Source organism: Paenibacillus sp. ATY16, from assembly GCF_003399985.2.
Taxonomy (GTDB): Bacteria; Bacillota; Bacilli; order Paenibacillales; family Paenibacillaceae; genus Pristimantibacillus; species Pristimantibacillus glycanilyticus.
In genome coordinates, this window is the sequence record NZ_NMOK02000024.1 from 128,494 (window position 1) to 154,898 (window position 26,405).

Below are 26,405 nucleotides of genomic sequence, written 5' to 3' on the forward strand. Positions count from 1 at the left end.
TTTTACTCGTTATGCGTGTCGACGATTTCTTCCATTACGGAGGAAGGCTCCTGACTGGCTGCAAGCACCTCTTGGTCGGTCTCGCTGGTGCCTTGCATTTGTTCGGCAGCTTGCGCTTGACGGTTTAATTGCTTCTCTACTTGTCCGATTCCGTGGGCGCCTTGATGGCCGCGGCTTGATGTCATAGGTTTCTCCACCTTTCTTCTATGTCGTGCAACCGGTATATTAATCGGCCTGAATAGTATATCCAGCTAAACCAGAATAATGATCGGAAGTATCATGGGTCTACGTTTTGTTTTGGCGTACAGGAATTTTCCGACCGACTCTTTCAAGCTTTGCTTGTAGAGATTCCAAGGCTTATGGAGCTTGTTCTCCTTCTCCAGCAGCTGTTCCATTTCCTGGAGCGTGATCCGGTGTACTTCCTCCATTAATCCTTCCGATTCCTTCACGAATACGAAACCGCGGGAAATAATGTCCGGTCCGGACACAATCTTGTTGTCGTTCTTCCCAATCGTAACCACAATAATGAGAATGCCGTCGGCAGACAGCACCTTGCGGTCGCGCAGCACCACGTTGCCTACATCGCCGATCCCTAGCCCGTCGACGTAGGTATCTCCATTCGTAACGCTTCTTTCGTGAAAAGCCTCCGAGCCTGCAAAGTCCACGACATCGCCGTTATTCAGGATAAAGATATTGTTTGCTTTTACCCCAACGGATTCGGCTAATTCGCGATGCAAGTGCAGCATCCGGTATTCGCCGTGTATGGGAATAAAATATTGCGGCTTCATAAGCGTAAGCATCAGCTTCAGCTCCTCCTGGCTGGCATGTCCGGATACATGCATGCCGGTGCTTGATCCGGAGCCGTAAATGACCTTGGCTTTCCTCTCGAACAGGTTATCCACGATTCGGGCGACATTCCGCTCGTTCCCCGGAATAGGGGAGGAGGCGAAAATAACGGTATCGCCGGGATGAACGGCTAGCTGCCGATGATTGCCGCTGGCAATCCGCCCCAATGCGGCCATAGGCTCGCCTTGACTGCCCGTGCACATCACCGTGATTTCATTTCGTTTGTATTTATTGACTTCGGCAATGTCCACCAGCATATTGGGAGGCATATTGAGGTAGCCCAACGTAGAGGCGATATCCACCACATTAACCATGCTTCTGCCGGCCAGGGCGATTTTTCGGTCGGTTTTGACCGAGGCGTCAATAATTTGCTGAAGCCGATGGACATTGGATGCGAATGTTGTGATAAAAATCATGCCGTCCGCATTATAGAAAGCTTCCTGAATATTCGCCCCAACCAGACGTTCGGATGGGGTAAAGCCCGGACGTTCCGCATTGGTGCTTTCGGATAACAGCGCTAATACGCCGTTTTTCCCGATCTCCGCCATCTTGTGAATATCGGCGTATTGGTTATTGACCGGGGTAAGATCGAATTTGAAATCCCCGGTATGGACAACCGTTCCTTGGGGAGTGTGGAATACGATGCCTAGGCAATCCGGAATACTGTGGTTAGTGCTGAAAAAGCTGACGGGAACCGTTCCCAAGGTAATCTCCGACTGCGGTTCAATCTGATGAAGGGTTGTTGAACCCAGCAGACCATGTTCTTTCAGCTTCCCTTTGATTAGACCAAGCGTAAGCCTTGTTGCATAAATAGGCATGTTTAATTGTTTAATAATATAGGGGATTCCGCCAATATGATCTTCATGGCCATGCGTGACGACAAGGCCGCGGACTTTGTTCTCGTTTTCGATGAGATACGTAATATCCGGAATAATCACATCAATGCCAAGCAAGCTTTCATCCGGAAATTTAGATCCGCAGTCTACTACGATCAGATCTTCGCCGCATTCGATGACGTACATGTTTTTTCCGATTTCATTAACCCCGCCAAGAGGAATAACCGATAATTTGTGATTCTGATTTGCAGACATGCGTGCCTCCGCCTATCCATATTTGTTATTTTCTTCATTTGGTTGGTTTACCCGTTCCCAAAGGTCATTATTCCAGAAGAGATTGATTAAAAGCTGAAGTTTAGTTATGATAAATAACAGAACGTATGTTCTTGTGTGTTTTTTGAAGAAAGGGGATTGCCATGGCTGTCGAGATTAGAGATATCGTCTCCAAGAGTATTCTAAGCGAAGCAAAGGGTTACTTGGATATCGGCTTTACCCATTCCCTTAATCCATATAGCGGGTGTTCGTTTGCCTGCAAATATTGCTATGTGAGAGAAATGCCGATCCAGAAGTTCAAACAGATCCCATGGGGAGAATGGGTGGACATTAAGACCAATGCCGCGGACATTTACCGGAACGAAGTGAATAAGCTGCGCCGGAAAAATAAGCCGATTAATATTTTTATGTCCTCGGCAACGGATCCCTATCAGCCGGTCGAACGGGAAGCGGGGATTACAAGGCGGATTTTGCAGGAAATGCTGGAGGCTCCTCCCGATCTGATTCAGATTCAGACGCGCAGCCCGCTTATTAGGAAGGACCTCGATCTTATCGTGTCACTCAAGGACAAATGCGAGATTCTAGTATCGATGACGGTAGAGACGGACCGCGAGGATATGAAGCGGTTATTTGCTCCCTACGCGCCGGGTATCAAGCTGCGGCTGAAGGCTCTGAAAGAGGTGCATGACGCCGGGATAATGACGCAAGCCGCGATCTCTCCGGTGCTGCCGTTTACGCCGGATTTCCCAAAGGCACTGGAAGGAATAGCGGACCGGATCTGGATCGATACGCTAACAATCGGAGATGGTTCCATGGGGAAGAGGTCCAAGCGTTTAGGCATGCCTCAGCTGTTTGACGACCATGACCTGACGGATTGGTACCGGAGCGATATTCATTCCAGAGTAGAGTCGTACTTTCGGTCGTTCTATCCAGGCGAGATGATCCATGTGTCGAAGAGCGAAGCATTTCCGCTTAATTAAGCATGAATTTCAGTAGCCCTTTTTCGGTTTTTTGGTATGATGAATGTGGTAGATTCTTCAATATCTTATAGTTCGGCAGAGGGGGCCATATGAATGTTGTTAGGGCAAAATTCGAAGCTGGTCATGATCGGAGACTCGATTACGGATTGCGAACGGGCTAGACCTAGGGGAGAAGGACTGTTTGGCGCCATCGGGAAAGGGTATGTGTCGTTGGTGGATGCGCTGTTGACCGCAGCTTATCCGGAGCTGGGTATCCGCGTGGTGAACATGGGAACAAGCGGCAATAACGTTCGGGATTTAACGGACCGCTGGGAAACGGATGTGCTGGATCTGAAACCGGACTGGCTGTCTATTATGATCGGCACAAACGATATTTGGAGGCAATATGATTTGCCCGCTCAGACCGAGCAGCATGTCTACATAGACGAATATGAAGAGAAGCTGGAGGCATTGGTGGAGCGTACGAGACCAACACTGCAAGGGCTTGTGTTAATGACTCCATTCTATCTTGAGCCGAACGAAGCGGACCCGATGCGCAGAACGATGGATCAATACGGTCGGGTTGTCCAAAAGCTGGCATCCAAGTACGATGCCCGTTTCGTGGATACGCAGGCGGCGTTTAACAAGGTGCTTGGTCATATTTATCCGGCAACTCTCGCCTGGGACCGGGTTCATCCCAATATGTCGGGCCATGCGGTGCTTGCCCGGGCCTTTCTGCAAGCGATTGAATACGATTACAACCGCGGGTTGTAAGGCGGCATGATGTAACCTTTTGCTTACGCTCCCCGTCTGTTTTGGAAAGGGTGAATGGGGGGAGAACGTTATGAGAGCGGGTATTGTACTTCTGTTCATCCTTCTGCTTACCGCATGCGGGGGCAAGGCGCAGGAGAAGGAAATCGACGCTGACGTAGAAGAGAGGATGAATCATCCAAAGCTTGTGCACAAGGACGACATGTTCGAGTTTAAGCTGAATATCGAGAAAACGTCCTTTGCTGCTAATGAACCCGTTCCGTATTCCGCTAGTCTGACGTACGTTGGATTCGACGATTCATTTACCGTCTGGGGCGGGCACACAATCGTTGGATTCCGCATCACGGACGGATTGGAGTTTGATATGCAGGGTGCCAATACGACGGAGCTGACGTCAACGAAGCTGATAAAGGGGAAGTCGGTTGACTATCCTTTCGTGAAGAGCGGCGGCTATAGCAGCGATGACCCAAAGGCGGGTTTCTGGCGGGAGTTTTACTCCGAGAAGGAACTCATTTTACCTCCGGGAAACTATTTGATAGAGGCCGTGTGTCTATTTTCGTTGGACGAATCGGTCGTTCACAGTCATTACAACACAAGCGTCTATACGATGATTACGGTGAAATAAAAGAAAGGACCACTGCTGGCAGCGGTCCTTTCTTGATTTTCTTCTAATGAGCCCGGCTTGGTTTAGCCTTCTTTAACTCTTTATGGCCATTCGGATTCGACGATTTGTTAAGCTCCGCAATCAGCTTGTCGCCTTCAACGTCCAGGTTTGGAAGAATGCGGTCCAGCCATTTCGGCATACCCCATGCTTTGTCGCCAAACACCGCCATAATGGCCGGAACAAGCGCCATGCGGACGAAGAATGCGTCAATAAGAATACCGATGGTGAGAGCAAAGCCGATTTGCTTCAGCATAATATCTTCGGTCAGAATGAACCCGGCGAAGACGGATACCATGATAACGGCTGCCGCCACAACGACGCGGCTTGCTTGCTTATAGCCATCAACCACGCTAGTTGTTCCTTTATGTCCGTGGACATAAGCTTCCCGCATGGAGCTGACAAGGAAGACTTGATAGTCCATCGCAAGGCCGTACAGGATGCCGGATACCATAATCGGCATAAAGCTGAGAAGCGGACCGCCGGTATCAAAGCCGAACAGATCATGCAGCCAGCCCCATTGGAACACTGCGGTTGTAATCCCGAAGGTAGCGAGGATACTAAGCAGGAAGCCGATAGTTGCTTTCACCGGAACGATAATGGACCGGAATACGAGCAGCAGAATGATCAGCGACAAGATCAGAATGATGCCGATATAGAGCGGGAATACCTCAGCCAGCTTTGCCGACATATCGATGTTAATCGCGGTGAAGCCGGTAACGCCAAGCGTCACTTTGTTAGATTGCGAGATGCTGGAGTCTTGATCGCGTAGTTCTTTTACGAGCTTTTTGGTCTCGTCGTCCGTAGGACCCGATTTCGGAATAACGCTGATAATCCCGATATCGCCGGTCTTGTTAATGCCCATTGGCGTAACAACCGCAACATCGTCATGCTGTTGGATATCCTGCACAAGCTTGCCGAGAAGTTCAGGCGTAACCTTGTCGGAGGAGCTTGCAGGCTCGGCAACGAGCAGTAGCGGCGAGTTAAAGCCTTTGCCAAAGCCGGCCGAGATCGCGTCAAAGCTTTGTCTAGCCGGCGTATCCAGATTTGCGGTATCGCCGGATGGCATGCCTAATTTCATGTTGGCTGCCGGAATGGATGCGGCTCCAAGAATAACAATCACGCCTACAATCACAAGCCAGCGGCGTCTTACAACTCCGCTTGCCCAGCGATGAGCCGTACCTTGACGGGCAATGCCTGCTTGTTCGTTGTTTTTCTTCCGCGCTTTCTCGGAGACGATCCGCTCGCCAACCAGACCAAGCAATGCCGGAAGCAAGGTCAAGGCTACAAGGACGTTAATGAAGACACTTGCCGCAGCAACAAGCGCCATAGCGGTCAGGAAGTCGATATTCATAACAACCATGCCGCATAACGCGATAATAACGGTTAACCCCGCGAAAAATACCGCGCTGCCAGCCGTACCAACCGCACGGCTTGCCGCTTCGCGGGCGCTAAGGCCCTGATCTAGGATCATGCGGCGCTGGCGGTTTACGATAAACAGGGAATAGTCGATGCCGACGGCCAGACCAACCATCATAGCAAGCGCCGGCGTGATGTCGGTCATCGGAATAAATTTGGAGAGAGAATAAGCGCCGCCTACGCTGATGCCTACGCCAAGAAGTGCGGTAATAAGCGGAAGACCAGCTGCAACAACAGAACCAAGCGTTATAAACAGAACAACCGCGGCAACAACGATACCAATTCCTTCTGTAGCTCCGATTGCCGGTTTGCCTACAAGCGTATCGCTTGGCAGGGCTTTGATGCCCAGGTTTGCTTGCTCAACAGCCGTAACATCATCCACGACAGTGTCGATTACCTCTTGCGGAAGGGACATTTGCTGCACGGTGAACTGGAATTGGAACAAAGCGACGTTGCCGTCAGCTGAAATCATAACGCCGGGTACCGGATTGCCTTCAACAATCAACGGACCGTATGGAGCAGCCGCAGCCGCTTGGGATTGATCCGTCTGCGCTGCGCTTTGCGGAGCGTTTTGCTGCTCGCTGCCGGCAGCCGCATTGCCGGATTGAGCCGCATCCATTGCCGTTGCGCCTGCCGCGGCAGCTGCTTCAGCCGGATTAATGACATATTCAATGCCGTACACATCGTTAATAGCTTTCGTAATAGCAGCTATACGATCGGGCGTATCCAGCCGTTCGCCCCGCGGGGCAGTGAAGACAACGCTTGCTTGCCCGCCGGAAGCTTCCGGCAGTTCTTTTGCCAGCTGATCCAATACCTTCTGCGCTTCCGTGCCTTTGATTTTCATCTCGGAGCTGGTATGAATGCCGTTAATGCCGATCAGGGCGCCAACAACGCCAAGAATGGCGATCCACGCAATGATAAAATGCCAAGGCTTGTTATAAGCGGTTTTGCCTATTTTGTACAGGAAAGTCGACATAACAGTGTGGTTCTCCTTTTATATAGGGAATAAAATCTAAAAACCGTTTTTCAAGTAACCAAACATGTCGTCTAAATATTGATCGAGCGGGATAGAGTCCGGCGACTCATCGCTTGATTGACCCGGGAACAGGATGTTGCCGCTGCCGTACAGCATCGGAAGCGCGGCGCCGTAAGAAGCGCCAACGAGCAGCTGAATGTAGCCTTTTGCATAGTTGTCTTCGAACAAATCGAGCAGCAATTGCTCGGCAAGGCCTTGATGGCTATGAAGAGCGCTGAGAATGTAAGGCTCCAGGGTAGGGTGCTGTTTGGACAGCTTTACGAGCTCGCGTGTTTTTTTGAACAGGCCAGCGGTAAGCTCCATCCGGACCAGATGCTCCATCACCTCAAGCGGAGTGGAGTTCTCCGTCAAGCTCTCGATGAGCTGCTGCACCTCATCCACGTTGTTGAAGGCGGAAGCCCCCATAACAACCGCTTCTTCCTTGCAGGAAAAATGATTCGCAAACGTTCTTCTCGAATATCCCGCGCGCTGCACAACATCCTCCACTACAAAACTGTCCATCCCGCGTTCCATCGCGAGATCAAATGCCGCCTCCGCAAGCGCATTAGCCGTTGCTTCTCTTTTGACATCACGCAAGCTTTGCTTGTTCATCGTAGACCGGCCGCGTGCCTTCACCTCACTTCGTTCGTTGCCCAATGGGCAACAATTGTATAAGTATATTATTGCCCATTGGGCAATCATGCACAACGGGCAGAGTTTGACGTTTTTGTGGCGGAAGCTGCTGCAGCAGGCAAAATCGCTTGTTTTGTTCCCGCTTGAAAGAAAGAAAGAGAACGGCCAGGGATCCTAATCCCTGGCCGTTCTCTTCAAATCGATGTTACTCCAAACCCAGCCCAATCGAGTCCAGCCATTCGATACATAAGCCGAACCAGTGGGCGCAATGCGGATTCGGCGTATTTACTTCTTCATTGCACAGGGACAGGCCATGCTCACCTTTATTGAAGATATGGCACTCGAACGGTACTTGATGCTTACGCAAAGCGCTTATAAAGAGCAGTGCATTCTCCACCGTAACCGCCGGATCGTCCTCCGTATGCCAGATGAAGGTTGGGGGAGTTTCGCCGGTTACGCGTTTCTCCAGCGAATAAAAGCCCGATATCTCATCGTCTTCAGGCGAGCCGCTGATGTTGTAGAACGATTCGCGGTGCGCGAATTCACCGGAAGTAATAACCGGGTAGCCAAGAATGAGAGCATTAGGCTTCAGAATATCTCCCGCATAGTTCAAGCGTTTCATAAGCGCGGGCTCATTCCACATCGTACCGGTGGAAGCAGCCAAATGTCCGCCTGCCGAAAAACCGCAAACCGCGATTTTATCCGCAACAATATGCCATTTATCAGCATGCTCTCTTAGTATCCGGATTGACTCCAAAGCTTCCGCCATCGGCTGCATATGACGCGCATCCTCCATGCAGGAGTAGCGCAATACCGCCGCATGGTAGCCAGCGTTGTAGAAGGCAATCGCTACGGGCTCGGCTTCCCGCTCGGAGCAGAAACGGTATGCTCCTCCGGGCGTGACCAGAACAATGGGGCGCGCTTTTTCCCTTAACTCCATAATGTCGTGCAGATAAAGCGTTAACGTAGCCCCGCTGCTAATCTCCAGTTTAATGTTTTCCAGTTTCATAGATTATCCTGTCCCCCTCAACCGAGTCATGAATCGATAACAACTCTCCCAAGTTTAGCTTAAAACCAGCCGGGCTTCTCGCTCGATTTTGTGTTGTTTCGGTTAGATTTGCGCAGGGCAGGCCTTTTTATTTGAACGTTCTATGTCCGTCCGGCCAACTGTGATATGCGTCACAGCCGGCCATGACCGGCAGATGGTAGGCTGAGGCATGAACATTTTTAAGGAAGCGGTACGGGAGGGATTGGAATGAGACTGGATCCGTTTAATACGGCAAGGCCTAGCTCCTTTGCAAGGCTGGCGATGAGATTGGAATTGGACCATGAACAAATAAAAGCGATGTGCAGCGCTATATGCCAGCAAAGCATTCATTATGCTACGGGGATGAGCAGTTACGTTACGATAGAGGGCTTAATCGGACTTCGGGAAGAAGCCGAGATGCTCCTGCGCGAGCTGAAGCGGCATTCCGTTTGGGAAGAGGAGGAGCTGTTCCCTATTCTGATGCATTATTCGCACAAGAAGATCGAGCCAACCATTATGCCTTCGTTATGGGTGCTGGAAAAAGACCATGAGCTTGCTGTCCAGTATATCGAATCGTTTGTCCAGGCAAGCAGCGCCTTGCTCCATGCTTTACGGCTGGAGCCGTTAAGCGGCGCGGATCTGCAGCATGAACTGAAGGAAGGCTGCGATTGCTTGACCCAGGGCTGCTTTATTCTGACCGCCCACTTCCAGATGGAAGAAGAGCTGCTGTTTCCGCTGGCCGAAACGATTTTGACCGACATGGATTATTTATTCTCCTGAAGTCTTTTTTCAAAGTGTGAGAAATGTCATAGTGAGCCGGTTTGAATTTCTTTACGATGAAGGCATGAGGAGACGAGATCTCCGGTATGAGGAGGAGAAGAAGATGGCTGTAAAAGAAAGCAAGCTTGAAGCCCAACACTCCGCACAAGACGAAATCAACAAATTGGTGGCGCGCGCCAAGTCGGCGCAGGAAGCTTACATGCGCATGAACCAGGAACAGGTGGACCGCGTCGTGCAGGCCATGGCGCTTGCGGGCCTCGACCGGCATATGCAGCTGGCGAAGCTGGCCGTGGAAGAAACCGGCAGAGGCGTGTACGAGGATAAAATTACGAAAAATATTTTTGCGACGGAATATATTTACCACAGCATCAAGCATGACCGCACGGTTGGCGTCATCGAAGAGAATGTCTATGAGAACTACAAAAAAGTAGCGGAGCCCGTTGGCATTATTGCCGGTGTAACGCCGGTAACCAACCCGACCTCCACTACGATGTTCAAGGCATTGATTGCGGCGAAGACGCGCAATCCGATTATATTCGCCTTCCACCCTTCCGCCCAGAAGAGCAGCGCGGCTGCGGCGCAGACGCTTCTTGAAGCGGCGGTTGCCGCCGGGGCACCCGAGTTTTGCGTGCAGTGGGTCGAGACGCCTTCGCTGGAAGCGACGCAGCTCTTGATGAATCATCCCGATGTTGCCCTTGTGCTTGCAACCGGCGGATCGGCGATGGTCAAAGCCGCGTACAGCACCGGCAAGCCGGCGCTTGGCGTAGGGCCGGGCAACGTTCCTTGCTTTATCGAGCAGTCGGCTGACCTGAAGCAGGCGGTGACGGACCTGATTCTCTCCAAGACGTTTGATAACGGCATGATCTGCGCTTCCGAGCAGGCCGTTATTATCGAAGCTCCCGTCTACGAGGAGGCTTGCAGGCTGATGAAGGACAACGGCTGCTACTTCCTGAATGAAGAGGAAACGGAAGCGGTATCGAAGCTCGTCATTCAGGGTGACCGCTGTGCGGTAAACGGAAAGATCGTGGGCCAGCCAGCCGTCCGGATTGCGGAGATGGCGGGGATCGAGGTGCCCGCGGATACGAAAATTCTCATTGCCCCGTTGTCCGGCGTCGGAACGGATTTCCCTCTGTCGGCCGAGAAGCTGAGCCCCGTGCTGGCCTGCTATAAAGCGGACACGGCGGAGCAGGGCATAACGCTGGCGGCAGAGGTGGTCGCGTTTGGAGGCCTCGGCCACTCATCCGTTATCCATTCGGGCAATGAAGAAGTGATCCGGGCGTTTGCGGACCGGCTCAAGACCGGCCGGGTTATTGTCAACTCGCCGTCGACCCACGGCGCAATCGGCGACCTTTACAATACGAACCTGCCTTCGCTGACGCTTGGCTGCGGCTCGTACGGCCATAACTCGACGACCTCGAACGTAACGGCCGTCAACTTAATTAATATCAAACGGGTGGCTTACCGGACGGTGAATATGCAGTGGTTCAAAATCCCGCCGAAAATTTACTTCGAGAAAGGCGCGACACAGTATCTGGAGAAAATGCCGGATATCTCGCGTGTTCTCATCGTCACCGATGCGATGATGGTGAAGCTGGGCTATGTCGAGAAGCTGGAATACTACTTGCGCAAACGGACCGTTCCCGTCGCCATGGAGATATTCTCGGATCTTGAACCGGATCCGTCGGTTGAAACGGTTGAGCGCGGCACCCGGCTGATGGAAAGCTTCAAGCCGGACTGCATTATCGCTCTTGGCGGCGGATCTCCTATGGACGCAGCCAAAGCGATGTGGCTCTTTTACGAGTACCCGGACACCAGCTTCCATTCGCTGAAGCAGAAGTTTCTCGATATCCGCAAGCGGGTGTACAAATATCCGCGCCTTGGCAATAAGGCCCAATTCGTTGCGATCCCAACAACCTCGGGAACGGGCTCGGAGGTGACTTCTTTTGCGGTCATTACGGACAAAAAAGAAGGGCAGACCAAATATCCGCTGGCCGACTACGAGCTGACGCCGGATGTCGCGATTATCGATCCGGAATTTGTATACAGCCTGCCGAAGACGGCGGTTGCCGATACGGGAATGGATGTGCTTACCCATGCGATCGAGGCTTACGTATCGGTCATGGCGAGCGACTATACGGACGGCCTTGCGCTGCATGCAATCCGCCTCGTATTCGAGAATTTGGAGAAGTCGTATCATACGGCAGACCCGCTCGCCCGCGAGAAAATGCACAATGCTTCGACCATTGCAGGCATGGCCTTCGCGAATGCGTTCCTCGGCATCAACCACAGCCTGGCGCATAAATGGGGAGGACAATACCATACGGCGCACGGCCGCACCAATGCGATCCTGATGCCGCATGTGATCCGCTATAATGCGCAAAAGCCTACGAAGTTCACTTCGTTTCCGAAATATAGCCATTTCATTGCCGATCAGCGCTATGCGGAAATCGCCCGCATGCTTGGCCTGTCTGCCCGGACGACGGAGGAAGGGGTAAGCAGCCTGATTGAAGCGGTGCGGATGCTGAACCGTTCGCTTGGCATCCCGGAAACCTTCCGGGAGCTGGGCTTTGATCAAGCGGATTTCGAAGAAAGAGTTGACTATCTGGCAGACCGCGCATTCGAGGATCAGTGCACCACCGCTAATCCGCGCATGCCGCTTGTCGCCGAGCTGGCGGACATTTACCGTAACGCTTTTTACGGCAGATTCTAAGATTCATACCTGCAATTGGGGCTGCCGATCTCCGGATCGGCAGCTCTTTCTTACTTCTTAATGTCAGTCGAACGAAAGGTGTGATTAAGGTGGTATCGGGCGTCATTTTAGCAGGGGACGTTTGCGGAACGGAGAGGGCTGACGAGCGTGCTTTTCTTGTCGTTGAGGGTCAGTCCTTGCTGCATCGCCAAATCAAGGAAATGAAAAGTCTATGCGCGGAGGTCACGATTGTTACGAATCATCCTCAACCGTTTCTTCGCCATGTCGACCGGGATATTCGAATCATTAGCGATTATTATGCGGGTCAAGGCATACTGAGCGGCATGCATGCGGGGCTAGCGCTTGCGAGATACCCGGATGTATGGATGCTAGGATGCCACATGCCTCACCCGTCGGCGGCGGCGGCCAGCCTCTTATTGCTTTGGAGGCGGGAAGGGTATGATGCGGTTATTCCTTTGATCGGCGGCCGTATCTATCCTTTGCACGGGATCTATGACCGCGCCTTATCCGAGCCGATTGGCGCTATGCTGGAGGAGGGTCATACGGACGTCGAGTATCTGCTGCAGCAAATCCATTGGCTGAAGCTGAAGGAACCGACGTTTCGGAGCAACCGGATCGACAGCAGGTTTGTCCGTACGGTTCCCGTTCGGGAGCCGTAAATATCTCTTTCTTTGTGAGGAAGATCACAGCCGCGCGCCAAGCAAAGAAGTAACATGGAGACATAGAAAACGGAGGTGCTTGAAGATGGCGATGAAGGAAAACGAAGTCAGAAGAGGGACGGCCGGCAAAGAAGCATGGCGGGGGTTCGCTGACGGTAAATGGCGGAAGCAGATTGATGTCAATTCGTTTATCGAGAAGAACCTTACGCCGTATGAAGGCGGCGAACAGTTCCTCGCATCCGCAACCGAAGACACGAATGCGCTTTGGCGGCAGGTCAGCGCTCTGCTCAAGGAAGAGCGGGAGCGCGGCGGCGTCCATGATATCGATGTTCATACCGTATCCACAATCACTTCGCATGCGCCGGGTTATATCGACAAGGACAAGGAAAGAATCGTTGGCCTGCAGACCGACGCGCCGCTGAAGCGGTCCGTGCAGCCTTTTGGCGGTATTCGAATGGCTGCCGATGCTTGCGAGGCTTACGGCTATGAACTTGATCCCGAGATGCTCCGTCTATTTACGGATATCCGCAAGACGCATAATCAAGGCGTTTTTGATGCTTATACGACCGATATGCGGGCCGCGAGAAAAGCAGGGATCATCACGGGCTTGCCCGACGCTTACGGCCGCGGCCGCATTATCGGGGATTACCGGCGCGTTGCCCTATACGGCGTCGATCGGCTGATTCAAGGGAAAAAAGAGGAGCTGCTGCAGCTGGAAGTAGACGCCATGACGGAGGAGGTTATCCGGCTTCGCGAGGAATTATCCGAGCAGCTTCGGAGTCTTGGCGAGCTGAAGGCAATGGCTGCCGCGTACGGCTTTGACCTCTCCGCTCCTGCGGCAAATGCGCAGGAAGCGGTGCAATGGCTCTATTTTGCCTATCTGGCCGCTATCAAAGAGCAGAACGGAGCGGCGATGAGCCTTGGACGCGTATCCAGCTTCCTCGATATTTATTTCGAGCGGGATTTGAGGGAAGGTACCTTAACGGAGCGGGAAGCGCAGGAGCTGGTTGACCATTTTGTCATGAAGCTCAGAATCGTGAAGTTTCTCCGGACACCCGACTACAATGAGCTGTTCAGCGGCGACCCGACCTGGGTGACGGAATCGGTTGGCGGCATGGGCTTAAACGGAGCGACGCGGGTTACGCGCAATTCCTTCCGTTTCCTGCATACTCTCTATACGCTTGGACCGGCGCCTGAGCCCAACCTGACCGTTCTATGGTCGGCAAAGCTGCCCGAGCCTTTCAAAAAATATTGCGCCAAGGTCTCGGCCGAGACCAGCTCGATTCAGTACGAGAATGATGACCTGATGCGCCCCTATTTCGGAGACGACTATGGCATTGCCTGCTGCGTATCCGCCATGCGGATCGGCAAGCAAATGCAGTTTTTCGGGGCAAGGGCGAATCTGGCGAAGGCGCTGCTGTACGCGATTAACGGCGGCATAGACGAGAAGCTTGGCGTGCAGGTTGGTCCGGCTATCGCGCCTATTACCTCCGAAGTGCTGGATTATGAGGAGGTTAAGCAAAAATTCGCCGTCGTACAGGATTGGCTTGCCAAGCTGTACATGAACACGCTGAACGTTATCCATTACATGCATGATAAATACTGCTACGAACGGCTTGAGATGGCGCTGCACGACCGGGATATTATCCGGACAATGGCCTGCGGCATCGCTGGCTTGTCCGTAGTGGCCGACAGCTTAAGCGCGATCCGGTACGCGAAGGTCCGTCCGGTTAGGAACGAGAAAGGAATTGCGGTCGACTTCGAGATCGAAGGCGAATATCCGCAATACGGCAATAACGACGACCGTGCCGACCAGCTTGCCGTCGAACTGGCCGAAGGCTTTATGAACCGGCTGCGCCAGCATAAGGCCTACCGCGGGGCGATTCCTACCATGTCCGTCCTGACGATCACCTCCAACGTCGTCTACGGCAAAAAAACCGGCAGCACGCCGGACGGGCGCAAAGCCGGCCAGCCATTCGCGCCGGGCGCCAACCCGATGCACGGCCGGGACCGCAAGGGGGCGCTTGCTTCGCTCGCTTCGGTAGCGAAGATTCCTTACGAGCATAGCCTCGACGGCGTATCGAACACCTTCTCGATCATTCCGAAGGCGCTTGGCAAGGAAGAGGAGGCACGGTTCGGAAACCTGGCTGCCTTGCTTGACGGCTATACGGCAAGCGGCGGGCATCATCTGAACGTCAACGTCTTTAACCGCGAGCAGCTGCTTGACGCGATGGAGCATCCGGAAAATTACCCGCAGCTGACGATTCGGGTATCCGGTTATGCGGTCAACTTCATCAAGCTGACGAGAGAGCAGCAGCTCGATGTGATCAACCGGACGTTCCATGGCGAAATCTAAGGTGCGGAAGGAGCATGGGGCATGAAAGGACGCATTCATTCGATCGATACCTTTGGCACCGTTGACGGCCCCGGCATCCGGTTTGTCCTGTTCATGCAGGGCTGCGCGCTGCAGTGCCAGTTCTGCCATAATCCCGATACCTGGGATACGGCCGCAGGCCGGCAAGTGACAGTGGAGGAGGTTTTGCAGGAGATTGAGCCATATTTGCCTTACTACCGCGGCTCGGGTGGGGGAATTACGGTGACGGGAGGAGAGCCTACGCTGCAGGCTCCCTTCGTCGCGGCTTTGTTCAAAGCCTGCAAAGAGAGGTTTGGCCTGCATACGGCGCTGGACAGCTCAGGCTTCTGCGACCCGGCCCATGCAGCGGAACTGATGCAGCATACGGATCTTGTGCTGCTTGATCTGAAGCAGATGAACAGTGACAAGCATCAACGGCTGACTTCGCAGCCCAATGACCGGATCCTGCATTTTGCCGAGTGGCTGTCGTCCTTATCCAAGCCGGTATGGATCCGCCATGTACTCATTCCCGGCACAACCGATCATGCGGAGGATCTGCGCCGCTTGGGCAGGTTTGTTCGCCAATTAGGCAACGTGGAGAAGCTTGAGCTGCTGCCGTATCACCGGATGGGCGTTTACAAATGGCAGACCTTGGGACGCCCGTACCCTCTGGAGGGTGTTCCCGTTCCAACGGAGCAGGAGGTTGCCCGCGCTGCCTCCATCCTTCAGGCGGAATGCCCTCAGGGGCTTCTTCGCCATAAATAAGGAAATATTCCCCTGAAAATCAGGAGATTCCCCGATGTTGCCGCGTCTCGAATGACGTTATGATGAGGATAACGATGACTCGGAAGGGGATATCCGTAATGGGGACCAACAACGCTTCGATGGAAGGGCAACAGCCCGCTTTATCGCAGGACAGCTTCGAGAAGCTGGACAGCATTATGTACAAACGCAGCTATGACAAGGGAAGCTGCTTGTTCTGGGAAGGCGATGCTGCGGATAAGCTTTATTTTATTATAAAAGGCCGCGTTCGGGCCGCGAAGTCGACGGACAGCGGACGCGCGTTAACGTTGAATTTATATCAGAAGGGCGACCTGATCGGTCAAATGGACCCGTTCCCGGACTCCGTACACGGCTTCCGCGCCGAAGTGACGGAGGATGCGAGGATTGGCGTTATCCAGCGGAAGGACCTGGAGGTGCTGCTGTGGCAGCATGGCGACCTGGCCGTCGAGTTTATGAGATGGATGGGGCTTATGCACCGCCTGACGCAGACCAAATTCCGGGATCTCATGATGTTCGGCAAGACGGGGGCACTTTGCTCGCTGCTTATTCGTCTTAGCAATTCTTACGGCAGGCCGAAGGCGGAGCATATTTACATTACCCTCAAACTGAGCAATACCGAAATGGCCGATATGATCGGGGCGACGCGCGAAAGCGTTAACCGAATGCTGAGCGATCTCAAGAAGGAAGACGTTATCGCTTATGAGGACGGCCATTTTATCATCAAAAATTTGCGATACCTGCGGGATACATGCTGCTGCGAGAATTGCCCGAAGGAAATTTGCCGTATGTAACCCCGGCTGCGGTCAGCCGGGGCTTTTTCTGCCTTCTAGGGGAATTCCCTGACTCTAGTATAAGGGAACCCCCTTACATACAAGAAATTTTCCATCCCTTACAATAGGACAATGGGTAGGCGGTATCGAATACGAAAAACGAAGGGGATAGCACCTTGAGAGAGTTATCGCAGTCTGCCGGCGAAGAACATCTGTCGCCGGGCCTTCAGGAAATCCTTCACGGAAGCGGAAGCGACTTTATTGCGTTTGCCGGTTCTGCCGAGCATCACCGGAGCATGAAATGGAATGCGGCGATCGGCAGCCTGAACGGCAAAGTTGAACATATGAGAATTCAGCCGGGAATAGGAATAGGCGGAATGGTGCTGCGTCACGGAACGGCCTGGAGGGTGGATGAAAGGACTAATGCCGCCCTGCTCGGTGAATGTCCCGTCATGCTTGCGGAAAAGCTGCGGGCGGCACTAGGGCTGCCGGTTCCGGAGAGCCATCCCAATCACGCCAGCGGCATTATGCTGCTGGGCAGAAGGAAGGATCAGCCGTTTACCGAAGAAGAAGCGCAAAGAATATCATCATTGCTGCTTAAGAGAGGAGACCGCTAATGATAAAAATGATAATCGTCGATGATCATGCGATGGTCCGCTCCGGACTGAGGATGCTCCTGAACGGCACGGAGGATATGGAAGTTGTCGCGGAAGCCTCCGATGGAGATGAGGGCATCCGGACGGCGCTTCAACTGAAGCCCGATGTTGTCCTCATGGATTTAAGCATGCCGCAGGGAAAAGATGGCCTCACGGCATCCGCCGAGCTGAAGGAGCTGCTGCCGGATACCGCGATATTGATATTGACCATGCACGACGACGATGAATATTTGTTCCGTGCCATTCATGCCGGAGCGGCCGGATACGTTCTGAAGAATGCCCCGCATGAGGAACTTCTGACGGCGATTCGCACCATCGCGAGGGGCGACGCCTACCTTTACCCTACGGCAACGAAACGTTTGATGAAGGAGTACGTCGACCGGATGCAGCGGGGAGAAAGCGGAGATTTGTTTCATGCCCTGTCGGAGCGCGAGAAGGAAGTTCTCTCGCTAACGGCCAAAGGCTATGCAAACAAGGAAATTGCCGAGATGCTGGTCATCAGCGTCAAAACCGTCGAGACGCATAAGAGCAACGTCATGGAGAAGCTGGGGCTGAAATCCAGACCGGAGCTGATCAAATACGCCATGAAAAAGGGGCTGCTTAACTTTGATTAATCATCCACCCGGAAATAAGGTGCTCGCCGAGCATGTCGATTCTCTGCTGCTCCAGCTGGAGGAGCGGATCGAGGATTCGCAATTCCGAAGCGAGCTGCAGAGCTCGCTTAAGCAGCTTGCGGATGTGAAGCTGGCGCTTGATGCGTCTTCGATCGTAGCGGTAACCGACCGTAAGGGGAAAATCATCTACGTAAACGATAAGTTCTGCGAGATCTCCCAATATGACCGCTCCGAGCTGCTAGGGCAGGACCACCGGGTTATCAACTCGGGCACTCATCCGAAAGCTTTTATGAAGGAGCTATGGACAACGATATCCTCCGGACAAGTCTGGCATGGGGATATCAAGAACAAGGCAAAGGACGGCACTTACTATTGGGTAAATACGACAATCGTTCCTTTTGTAGGCGAGGACGGCAAGCCGTATCAATACCTGGCGATCCGCAACGAGGTAACCCGGCTCAAGAAGGTCGAGGAGGAGCTTCAGGAGACCTTGTCCAAAGTGATGACGATTCAGGAAGAGGAACGGCGCAAGTTTTCCCGGGAGCTGCATGACGGCATCGGGCAAAGCTTGTTTTCCCTGCTTATTCAGCTGGACCGCGTCATTTCCGCTCCTGCTCATGGCGAGGAGCAGCTGCCTTTCATCCGCAGTCAGGTGGCCGGCATTATCGAAGAGGTACGGAGCGTGGCCTGGCAGCTGCGGCCGTCGGTGCTGGATGATCTCGGCATAGTGCCGGCGCTGCGGACGCATCTCGAAAACTATACCTCCCATTACGGCATTAAGATATCGTTCCGGAACAATCTGAGCAAGCGTCTGAATGTCCAGGTGGAGACCGTCCTCTACAGGATTATTCAGGAGGCGCTGACCAATATTGCGAAGTATGCGGACGTATCCGATGCCGAGGTGGAAATCCGGGAGGACGAGAAGCAAGTAGTGGCCCGAATCGTGGACCGGGGTATCGGCTTTAATACAGCTTCGCATACGCAGGGCGTCGGTCGTTACAGCATGGCGGAGCGGGCTAAGCTGGCGGGGGGCAGTTTGTCCATTGAATCGTCTCCGGGCGAAGGGACAACCGTTACCCTAATTATTCCAAAATAATTTCAAAGGTGTGATTTTTATCACTTCTTCGGCTTACGTTAAGCGGTAAGATGAAATCAAGAAGGAGATGATAAACATGAACGAAAGAGCTTTTGTCATGATAAAGCCGGACGGCGTAAGGCGGGGGTTGATCGGCGAGATCGTCAACCGCTTCGAGAAAAAAGGGCTGAAGCCGGTATACGCGGAGCTGAAGGAGCTGTCCGAGGAAACGGCTCGCACGCATTACCGGCATTTGAAGGAGCAGCTGTTTTTCGAGGATTTGATTCAATATATAACATCCGGTCCCGTATTCGCGATGATCGTGGAGGGAAGGTCCGCGGTAGCAAACGCAAGAGCCTTGATCGGACCAACGAATCCCGTGAAGGCGCCTCCCGGTACAATCCGGGGCGATTACGGCTCCGATATCGACGAGAATGTCATTCACTGCTCCGATTCCTTCGATCACGCGGGTATGGAAATTCAGCTGTTCTTCGGAAAAACCGGAATGCTGCAAAAGCTGTAGCTTATATGAGGCAAAAACACTGGAGTCAACCGTTATACATGGGGCGGGAGCATTCGGTGCATACGCCTCCTTATAACTTTGTGATTTTATTCACAATTTCATTAAGGGAGAGATTATTATGTTGAAGTTTATGCGCGAGAACGTTTATGCCGCGGGGCTCGTTCTTCTGCTCCGTTTGTACGTAGGCTGGAAATGGCTGGACGCCGGTTTTCACAAGCTGAAAGACGGCTTTGATGCGGGAGGGTTCCTGAAAGGGGCGATTGCCAATCCCGTCATTGACCATGAGACAAATGCCAATGTCTATCCGAACTTTGTCCGGTTTATCGAGCATGTGGCGCTGCCTAATGTGAAGGCCATCAATATTCTTATTCCGCTTGGCGAGACGCTTGTTGGCCTTGGACTTATTCTAGGCGCTCTAACGGCAACTGCTGCATTTTTCGGAATGCTGATGAACTTCATGTTCCTGTTCGCGGGGACCGTAAGCACGAATCCTTGGCTGATTCTTCTAGGAGGCATTGTGATGATTGCAGGGCTTAACGGCGGTAAATTCGGAGCAGACTATTACCTGCTGCCGCTGCTGCGCAAATGGACCAATAAGCTGCGCAGAGGCGGACACGGCACCTTTCCTCCGGCGGACAAAGCGGCGTAAAGATCATGAAGGAGTGATAACATGGATGGCAACAATCGGGAAAGCGAAATTACGAAAAACATGATTAAATACTGCTATACCTGCGAGGATGCCCATAAATGCGATACGGAGGAGAAGTGCATCGCCTGCTGGGAAGCGAAAGGCATTATGGTAAAGAAACAGCGGAACGAGCAGACGACGGAAGAGCTGTTGAGGGAATATGCGCAGTAATAGGCAAGCGGCCGTGGGGATATACCCGCATGGCCGCTTCTTTGCGTTGTGCCGTTAGCTGCCAAAAGGTCAAAATTTTACACACTCGAAGCAAAAGTTATCGCTCCTAAGGCTCCCGCATTCGATTACGATAGTGGAAAATCGCAGGGCAAGGGGCGAACAGACATGTGGAAGACGGCAATTGAAGGGGCAATCGCCACGATTGCGAGCAATATCGATAGATTCGGAGATTCTTACCCTCATGTAGGGGAAGGCAGTCGTTATACGCGAATAGAGAATAACGATTGGACCAACGGATTTTGGAGCGGGCTGTTATGGCTTGGGTACGAATATTCAGGTGACAAGAGATTAAGAGAGGCGGCAAGAAAAACAACGGCAAGCTTCCGCCAGAGACTGAAGGACAATGTGGTGCTGGACCATCATGATATCGGCTTTCTGTATTCTTTATCCGCGAAGGCGGAATGGATCGTTGAAGGCAGCGAAACGGCGAAGGAGCTGGCTCTTGCGGCGGCTGACGTCATGATGAAGCGCTGGCGCAAGGCGGGAGGTTATTTTCAAGCTTGGGGGCCGGAAGGGGATCCGGTGGAAGGCGGAAGAATTATAATCGACTGCCTGCTTAACTTGCCTCTTCTGTATTGGGCCTCCGAGCAGACGGGCAATCCGGTCTATAAGGAAGCAGCCAAAGCCCAGGCGGAGAAAAGCAGGCGGTATCTGGTAAGAGGCGACGACAGCTCTTATCATACGTTTTTCTTCGACCAGCAGACGGGTGAACCGGTAGGCGGCGCGACCCATCAAGGCTTCGGCAACGGTTCGACCTGGACGCGCGGACAGGCGTGGGGCATCTATGGTTTTGCATTGTCCTATCGTTATACGCGCGATCCGTTGTTCCTGGAAACCTCGAAGCGGATGGCAGTCTATTTCCTTGAGCATCTGCCGGAGGACGGCGTGGCGTATTGGGACTTCCACTTGCCGGAGGAGCAGCCGAAATACCGGGACAGCTCTGCCTCCGCGATTGCGGCAGCCGGACTGGCAGAGTTATTGTCGCATTTGGATCAGAAGGATACTGCTTTTAAAGATTTGCGTGACGGGCTGCAGTATACAATGGAGGCGCTGGTTTCTAAATATTCGACTAATGGCGACGGGACTGAGGAAGGTCTGCTGAAGCATGGCTCTTATCATGTGCGGGGCGGGCTGGCACCGGATGATTATATGATCTGGGGCGATTATTTCTATCTGGAGGCTTTGCTTCGGCTTGAGAGAGGCATCGACGGTTATTGGTATGAAAGGAACCGGGATCGGGACTAACCAATCCTTGGGGATGTTCCCGGTATAACGATACTGCTACAATGAGGATATATCGTATGGGGAAAGAGGCGCGCGCAGCCATGACGAGATTAACCTACTACCGAAGAATTCAGTTGTCCTTTCTCTTGTTTATCATTTTTCCGATCCTCGCCGTTTCGGTTATTTCATATACGCTGTTAAAGCAGAACATGATAGAGAAGTTTCAGATCAGCAACAACAGCATGCTGAACGTTATTGTCGGGGAGATCGACCGGACGATAGACGACGTGACCTTTGCCTCGCATTATATCGTAAACGATTCCGAGCTGCGGGCATCCCTGAATCTGTTCGCGGATACAAGCAGGCTGAATACGTATACCGACTACACCCGTTTTATCCGGATAAAAGACAGCTTCTCCCTGATTACATCCAAGCCGCTGAACAACAGCATTCATATGTACCTGGTCAACCGGGCGAACTTTATTCTGTCGCCGGATTCGGAGAACCTGGCGGCGATTAACAGCAAGCTGGCACCGCTCCTTAAGAACGTAAATGCCTCGAAGCCTGTTGTCCTGCAATATCTCGGTCTTCTTCATGACAATGCGGATGACGACGGCACGTATTATCTCGCGAGAGTTATAGGCGACGGGGGCGGCAAGCCTTATACGGCTGTTTTGCTTGTCGGAATCGAAGGCTCCTATTTCGAAAAGCTGCTGGAGCGGGTTGAGTTCGGGCAGATTGCGTTGTTCGACGGGACGGGCAAACGGATTGCGGGCAGTCCGGATGTCCGGCTGCAGTCAAGCGATTCATCGGATTCGGTATACCGGAACCAGCTGACGCTGGACAAAACCGACTGGAAGCTCGCTTACGAGACGTCGGAGGATTCGCTTTTTGGCCAGATCTCGCGTGCCTTTTACATCGGAATCGGATTGGTGCTGGTGTTTACGCTTGTATTCTCGGTCATCTCGCTATTGTTCGCGAGGAAGCTGCATAATCCGATTCAGAAGCTGCAGCGGGTTGCCCGCCAGTTCGCTTTGGGGAACCGCGATATGCGGCTTGAAGTAAAGGGCAGGGACGATATTGCGGAGCTTGGGCATTCTTTTAACCAGATGCTTGACGAGATCGAAGTGCTCATTACGAACATCGAACAGGAACAGGAGCAAAAAAGGGTCATGGAGCTGGAGGCCCTGTTTATGCAGATTCGGCCGCATTTTCTGATCAATACGCTTAATTCGATTAAATGCAGTCTCATTCTCAGCAAGGACCAGGTGCATAGCGGCATTGTCGATTCTTTAATGAATCTGCTGCGCGCCTATCTGAAGGTAAATACGCCCTCCTCGCTTGAGGAAGAATGCAGGCTGCTTGGTTATTACGTGGATATTATGAAGGTCCGCAGCGAAATGCCGCTATCCATTGAAGCGTGCATCGAGCCGGAGCTGAAGAGCTTTGTTGTGCCGAAGCTGGTGCTTCAGCCTATCGTCGAGAATGCGATCGTACACGGATTGGACGAGAAAGACGAGCTTCATATCGTTGTTCATGCTTACCGGGAGCAAGGCCGTATTTATATAGCCATCGAAGACGATGGCGGCGGCATGGAGGAAGAGCAGCTTGTCTGGCTGAACAGGCAATTAAACGCTTCTTCGGACCTGGAGCTGGACCCGGATGCGGAGGATTATGCGCCGTATGAGCGGGTAGGACTGCGGAACGTCATCCAGCGACTGAAGCTGACGTACGGCTCGGCGGAGATGAAGCTGATCGCCAATGCCGCAGGCGGCATTACCGTTATTTTGTCTATTCCTATTCCTATTCCTATTCCAAGTCCAATTACGTCCGGGAAGGAGGTATCCCATGTATAAAGTCATGCTGATTGATGATGATGTCCCGATGCTGAAAGTGCTGCAGCAGATGATTGAGTGGGAGCAGCTTGATACGCATGTAGCCGCAAGCACGTTCTCCAGCGTGAAGGCGCTGCATCTGTTCAAGGAGACGATGCCGGATATCGTCATTACGGATATCGGACTTCCCAAGAAGAACGGAATCGAGCTGGCCGCGGAATTTACGGCAATAAAGCCGGGCGTCCGGATTATTTTTCTAACCTGCCACGAGGAATTTCATTATGCCCAGCAGGCGGTGAAGCTGGATGCGGACGATTATTTGATCAAGGATCAGTTGACGGCCGACCAGCTGGAGGAGAGTCTTGGCAAATCGATTGCCCGCCTGAAGGGACGGAAGGCGGAAGGCGGAACCGATTCCGATACGTATAGCATCGAGCTGCAGAAACGCGCGTTATTCCAGGTAATTATGGACGGAGCGGATCTGGAGAAGACGCGTGCTTATGCGTCGCGCGCGGGCATCGAGTGGCCTTATGTTTGCTTTATGATGGGGATGATTCATCTTCGTTATTCGGATTACGAGCTGCTCTACAACCGGAGCAATATTCCGCTTATCCGTTACGCCATCTACAACATTGCGCTGGAGATTGCCCAGTCTTATAAAGGGATCACGCCGTTTATCGATCCGGAGCATTTCATGGTGCTGTACAATTACCGTCAGAACCTGGCGGGGAATGATCAGGCGTATCTGCAATCGTATCTGAACGAGCTGCATCGTCAGGTGACGGCATACCTTAGGATTACGCTGCAGACCGTTCTTGTTACCGACAAGCTGGTTCTGCAGGCCGCCGGTTCCGTCTACCAGCAGATCAGAAGCGGCAAGCCGGAGTTTTACCGGATGGGTCAGATGGCCGCGGCTGCGTCCTCGCAGCTGCTTGGCCAGCTCTTTTACCCGCTTCCGCAGGACTTTAATGCGGCATTCCGCGGCGAGCTTGAACGCACCATTTTGGAGAAGAACACGGAGGAGATGCGCGAGGTTCTTCTCCGTTTCGGACAAGAGGCGGAAAGCCGCAGAATCGAGCCGGAGGAGTGGACCGAGGCGCTTGTACAGCTGCTTCGCGAAGCGGAAATCCTGTTCCCGCGGAGAAAGGCGGAGGAGGATGTCTACGCTTATATCGGCGCGGCAAGAACGATGGAGGATGCGCTTGAGCTGGCGGTCGGGCGGCTGGAGCGTCTAGCCCAGGAGCAGCTTGGGCATCCCGGAGGCGCAGCCAAATCGCGGGAGCCGCGGCTTCAGGTCATCCAAGCCTTTATCGACGAGCATCTGTCGGACAATATTACGTCCATCGATATCGCGCAATACCTGTATCTGAATCCAAGCTACTTCTCCCGTTATTTCAAACGGCTGACGGGGCTTAGCTTCACGGATTATGTGCACCAGTACAAGATGAAGATAGCCGCCAATATGCTGAAGAGCTCCGGCCAGACGCTCGAGACGCTTGCCGTTGGGCTTGGTTATTCCGACCGCGCTTATTTCTCGAAGGTGTTCAAGAAGTACATCGGCTTCACCCCAAGCCAGTTCAAGCAAAAGCATCAGCTCGTTCGCAAAACATAGTATCGCTAACAATAGTACCAACTGATCGTTAAGCTAGATTTCTCTCTAAAATGCCGCTTCTAGCAGCGGCATTTTGCATGCCCGGGTCATGTCCGGTTTTTTACGCTGCACGAAATACAGCATAATGCCTCCTATTGACCTAGTAACATGGATTATGTTGTATTTTTTGCAGTATATTTCTCTCGAAACGGCTCTAAGGACCCCCATTCAGTCCCATATGCTGCATTTCGTACAACGTAGGCAGCCGAATTGCATGATTTGGGCGTATTATGGTGATTTCGTGCAATGTAGATTGTGCGGTAGGGGCGCTGTCCCCCGGAACAAGGAACATGTAACAAGGAACAAGGCCGTGCCTCGGGCGCGGCTTTTTTGCGTAACCGACACTTTGCCGGCCCCCGAAAAAGGTCAAAATCTTCCCTGTATCGGGTCAGAATACTTCGCTTACAAACATGCCAAATCCCTTATTATGATCTCAACATAAGAGTTGAGGTGATTGTATGGAAGTCGTCAAACAAACGGCAGGCGCCAGCCATGCGGCAGAAGCCAAGAAGAAGTTTTGGACGCCGTCGCGCAGAGAGGCGCTGGTCGGCTGGTTGTTTCTAATCCCCGAGATTGTCGGGATGCTGCTGTTAAACGTATTTGCCTTAGGGTTCTCCTTATATTTAAGCTTCTCCAAATGGGACATGCTGTCCGGGCTTCCCGGCATCGAGTGGATCGGGCTTGGCAACTACAAAGAGCTGTTCCATGATCCGGCCATTCTGGAGGCGTTGAAAAACAATCTGCTGTACACCGTGATGACGGTGCCGATTCCGATCGCGATTGCGCTGGTGCTGGCCGTTGTCATCAACAACAGCGTTTTTCTAAAAAGCTACTTCAAGGTTGTTTTCTTTATCCCGTATATCTCCTCGATTATCGCCATTGCCGCGGTATGGAGCGCCTTGCTGCATCCGTCCCTCGGTCCAATAAATCAGCTGCTGATGCAGCTTGGCATTGACGCTCCGCCGAAGTGGCTGGTTGATCCGAAGACCTCGCTGCTCTCCATCGCGATCATTGGCACATGGGCGAGCCTCGGCTACACGATTATTATTTATACCGCGGGTCTGACCAACATCTCGAACGAAATTTACGAGGCATCCGAGATTGACGGGGCGTCTCCGCTGAAGAAGTTTTTCCGCATTACGGTGCCTCTGCTGCGTCCAACGACCTTTTTCCTTGCGATAACGATGCTGATCGGGTCGTTCAAGGTGTTCGATATCATCTCGTATCTGACGGAAGGCGGCCCTAACAATTCGTCTACCGTCCTGGTCTACCGGATCTACGAAGAAGGCTTCCGCAATTATGATATGGGCTATGCCTCGGCAATCTCCTGGCTGCTCTTCGCCATTATCGGCATCATCACGGCGGCGACGTGGAAGCTTGGGAAGGATTAAGAAAGGGAGGGATTACTTGTGG

General features: G+C 52.7%; 24 protein-coding genes. 19 read left to right on the top strand and 5 right to left on the bottom strand.

What is annotated here, in order from left to right:
- Positions 1-2: 2 nt before the first annotated feature.
- Together CFI03_RS15745 and CFI03_RS15750 are read right to left on the bottom strand one after the other, a co-directional pair.
- Entirely contained in the window at positions 3-185 is a 183-nt protein-coding gene (locus CFI03_RS15745) for a hypothetical protein (RefSeq protein ID WP_248757940.1), read from the bottom strand.
- Between the two features lie 66 nt (positions 186-251).
- The gene (locus tag CFI03_RS15750) at positions 252-1,937 is read right to left on the bottom strand and encodes a ribonuclease J (RefSeq protein ID WP_248757941.1); all 1,686 of its coding nucleotides are present in this window, start codon (positions 1,935-1,937) and stop codon (positions 252-254) included.
- Positions 1,938-2,098: 161 nt separating this feature from the next.
- Here CFI03_RS15750 and CFI03_RS15755 point away from each other — a divergent pair, with 161 nt between their 5' ends.
- The 3 genes from CFI03_RS15755 (at position 2,099) to CFI03_RS15765 (ending at position 4,310) form a co-directional block, all read left to right on the top strand.
- Complete coding sequence (locus CFI03_RS15755) at positions 2,099-2,935, top strand: SPL family radical SAM protein (RefSeq protein ID WP_248757942.1); 837 nt, start codon at positions 2,099-2,101, stop codon at positions 2,933-2,935.
- A 93-nt stretch (positions 2,936-3,028) separates the two neighbouring features.
- Positions 3,029-3,688, top strand: a complete 660-nt coding sequence (locus tag CFI03_RS15760; RefSeq protein WP_248757943.1) for an SGNH/GDSL hydrolase family protein — start codon at positions 3,029-3,031, stop codon at positions 3,686-3,688.
- 70 nt (positions 3,689-3,758) lie between these two features.
- Positions 3,759-4,310: a hypothetical protein gene (locus tag CFI03_RS15765; protein ID WP_248757944.1), complete on the top strand. Its 552-nt coding sequence runs from the start codon at positions 3,759-3,761 to the stop codon at positions 4,308-4,310.
- A gap of 43 nt (positions 4,311-4,353) precedes the next feature.
- Here the strand turns inward: CFI03_RS15765 and CFI03_RS15770 are convergent, their stop codons facing one another.
- The 3 genes from CFI03_RS15770 to CFI03_RS15780 all read right to left on the bottom strand — a co-directional run bounded on the left by CFI03_RS15770 (position 4,354) and on the right by CFI03_RS15780 (position 8,422).
- A complete protein-coding gene (locus tag CFI03_RS15770) occupies positions 4,354-6,741 on the bottom strand; it encodes an MMPL family transporter (protein WP_248757945.1) in 2,388 nt (795 codons plus the stop codon).
- 36 nt (positions 6,742-6,777) lie between these two features.
- Positions 6,778-7,392: a TetR/AcrR family transcriptional regulator gene (locus CFI03_RS15775; RefSeq protein ID WP_248757946.1), complete on the bottom strand. Its 615-nt coding sequence runs from the start codon at positions 7,390-7,392 to the stop codon at positions 6,778-6,780.
- A 226-nt stretch (positions 7,393-7,618) separates the two neighbouring features.
- Entirely contained in the window at positions 7,619-8,422 is an 804-nt protein-coding gene (locus CFI03_RS15780) for an alpha/beta hydrolase (RefSeq protein ID WP_248757947.1), read from the bottom strand.
- Positions 8,423-8,668: 246 nt separating this feature from the next.
- Here CFI03_RS15780 and CFI03_RS15785 point away from each other — a divergent pair, with 246 nt between their 5' ends.
- The 16 genes from CFI03_RS15785 to CFI03_RS15860 all read left to right on the top strand — a co-directional run bounded on the left by CFI03_RS15785 (position 8,669) and on the right by CFI03_RS15860 (position 26,383).
- On the top strand, positions 8,669-9,220 hold the full coding sequence (locus tag CFI03_RS15785; RefSeq protein WP_248757948.1) for a hemerythrin domain-containing protein: 552 nt from the start codon (positions 8,669-8,671) through the stop codon (positions 9,218-9,220).
- Positions 9,221-9,323: 103 nt separating this feature from the next.
- Positions 9,324-11,930, top strand: a complete 2,607-nt coding sequence (gene adhE / locus CFI03_RS15790) for a bifunctional acetaldehyde-CoA/alcohol dehydrogenase (RefSeq protein ID WP_248757949.1) — start codon at positions 9,324-9,326, stop codon at positions 11,928-11,930.
- A gap of 89 nt (positions 11,931-12,019) precedes the next feature.
- Positions 12,020-12,589 (top strand): molybdenum cofactor guanylyltransferase, encoded by a 570-nt coding sequence (gene mobA / locus CFI03_RS15795; RefSeq protein ID WP_248757950.1) that lies wholly within the window; start codon positions 12,020-12,022, stop codon positions 12,587-12,589.
- Between the two features lie 85 nt (positions 12,590-12,674).
- Positions 12,675-14,945, top strand: coding sequence for a formate C-acetyltransferase (pflB, locus tag CFI03_RS15800; protein WP_248757951.1), 2,271 nt, complete (start codon positions 12,675-12,677; stop codon positions 14,943-14,945).
- A gap of 21 nt (positions 14,946-14,966) precedes the next feature.
- Positions 14,967-15,707, top strand: a complete 741-nt coding sequence (gene pflA, locus CFI03_RS15805) for a pyruvate formate-lyase-activating protein (protein ID WP_248757952.1) — start codon at positions 14,967-14,969, stop codon at positions 15,705-15,707.
- 98 nt (positions 15,708-15,805) lie between these two features.
- Positions 15,806-16,516 carry a Crp/Fnr family transcriptional regulator gene (locus tag CFI03_RS15810; RefSeq protein ID WP_248757953.1) on the top strand — a complete coding sequence of 237 codons (711 nt, stop codon included), beginning with the start codon at positions 15,806-15,808 and terminating at the stop codon, positions 16,514-16,516.
- Positions 16,517-16,671: 155 nt separating this feature from the next.
- Positions 16,672-17,112, top strand: coding sequence for a hypothetical protein (locus CFI03_RS15815; RefSeq protein WP_248757954.1), 441 nt, complete (start codon positions 16,672-16,674; stop codon positions 17,110-17,112).
- On the top strand, positions 17,112-17,765 hold the full coding sequence (locus CFI03_RS15820; protein WP_283094557.1) for a response regulator transcription factor: 654 nt from the start codon (positions 17,112-17,114) through the stop codon (positions 17,763-17,765). The genes CFI03_RS15815 and CFI03_RS15820 overlap by 1 nt, the downstream gene beginning before the upstream one ends.
- Positions 17,758-18,861: a sensor histidine kinase gene (locus CFI03_RS15825; RefSeq protein WP_248757955.1), complete on the top strand. Its 1,104-nt coding sequence runs from the start codon at positions 17,758-17,760 to the stop codon at positions 18,859-18,861. Before CFI03_RS15820 ends, CFI03_RS15825 begins: the two co-directional genes overlap by 8 nt.
- A gap of 76 nt (positions 18,862-18,937) precedes the next feature.
- Positions 18,938-19,363: a nucleoside-diphosphate kinase gene (ndk, locus tag CFI03_RS15830; protein ID WP_248757956.1), complete on the top strand. Its 426-nt coding sequence runs from the start codon at positions 18,938-18,940 to the stop codon at positions 19,361-19,363.
- A gap of 118 nt (positions 19,364-19,481) precedes the next feature.
- Positions 19,482-20,012 carry a TQO small subunit DoxD gene (locus CFI03_RS15835; protein ID WP_248757957.1) on the top strand — a complete coding sequence of 177 codons (531 nt, stop codon included), beginning with the start codon at positions 19,482-19,484 and terminating at the stop codon, positions 20,010-20,012.
- 21 nt (positions 20,013-20,033) lie between these two features.
- Complete coding sequence (locus CFI03_RS15840; protein WP_127498440.1) at positions 20,034-20,222, top strand: hypothetical protein; 189 nt, start codon at positions 20,034-20,036, stop codon at positions 20,220-20,222.
- Positions 20,223-20,387: 165 nt separating this feature from the next.
- Entirely contained in the window at positions 20,388-21,527 is a 1,140-nt protein-coding gene (locus CFI03_RS15845) for a glycoside hydrolase family 88 protein (RefSeq protein ID WP_248757958.1), read from the top strand.
- 56 nt (positions 21,528-21,583) lie between these two features.
- Positions 21,584-23,362, top strand: coding sequence for a cache domain-containing sensor histidine kinase (locus tag CFI03_RS15850; RefSeq protein WP_248757959.1), 1,779 nt, complete (start codon positions 21,584-21,586; stop codon positions 23,360-23,362).
- A complete protein-coding gene (locus tag CFI03_RS15855) occupies positions 23,355-24,953 on the top strand; it encodes a response regulator transcription factor (RefSeq protein ID WP_248757960.1) in 1,599 nt (532 codons plus the stop codon). The genes CFI03_RS15850 and CFI03_RS15855 overlap by 8 nt, the downstream gene beginning before the upstream one ends.
- 497 nt (positions 24,954-25,450) lie before the next feature.
- Positions 25,451-26,383 carry a carbohydrate ABC transporter permease gene (locus CFI03_RS15860; RefSeq protein WP_248757961.1) on the top strand — a complete coding sequence of 311 codons (933 nt, stop codon included), beginning with the start codon at positions 25,451-25,453 and terminating at the stop codon, positions 26,381-26,383.
- Positions 26,384-26,405: the final 22 nt, after the last annotated feature.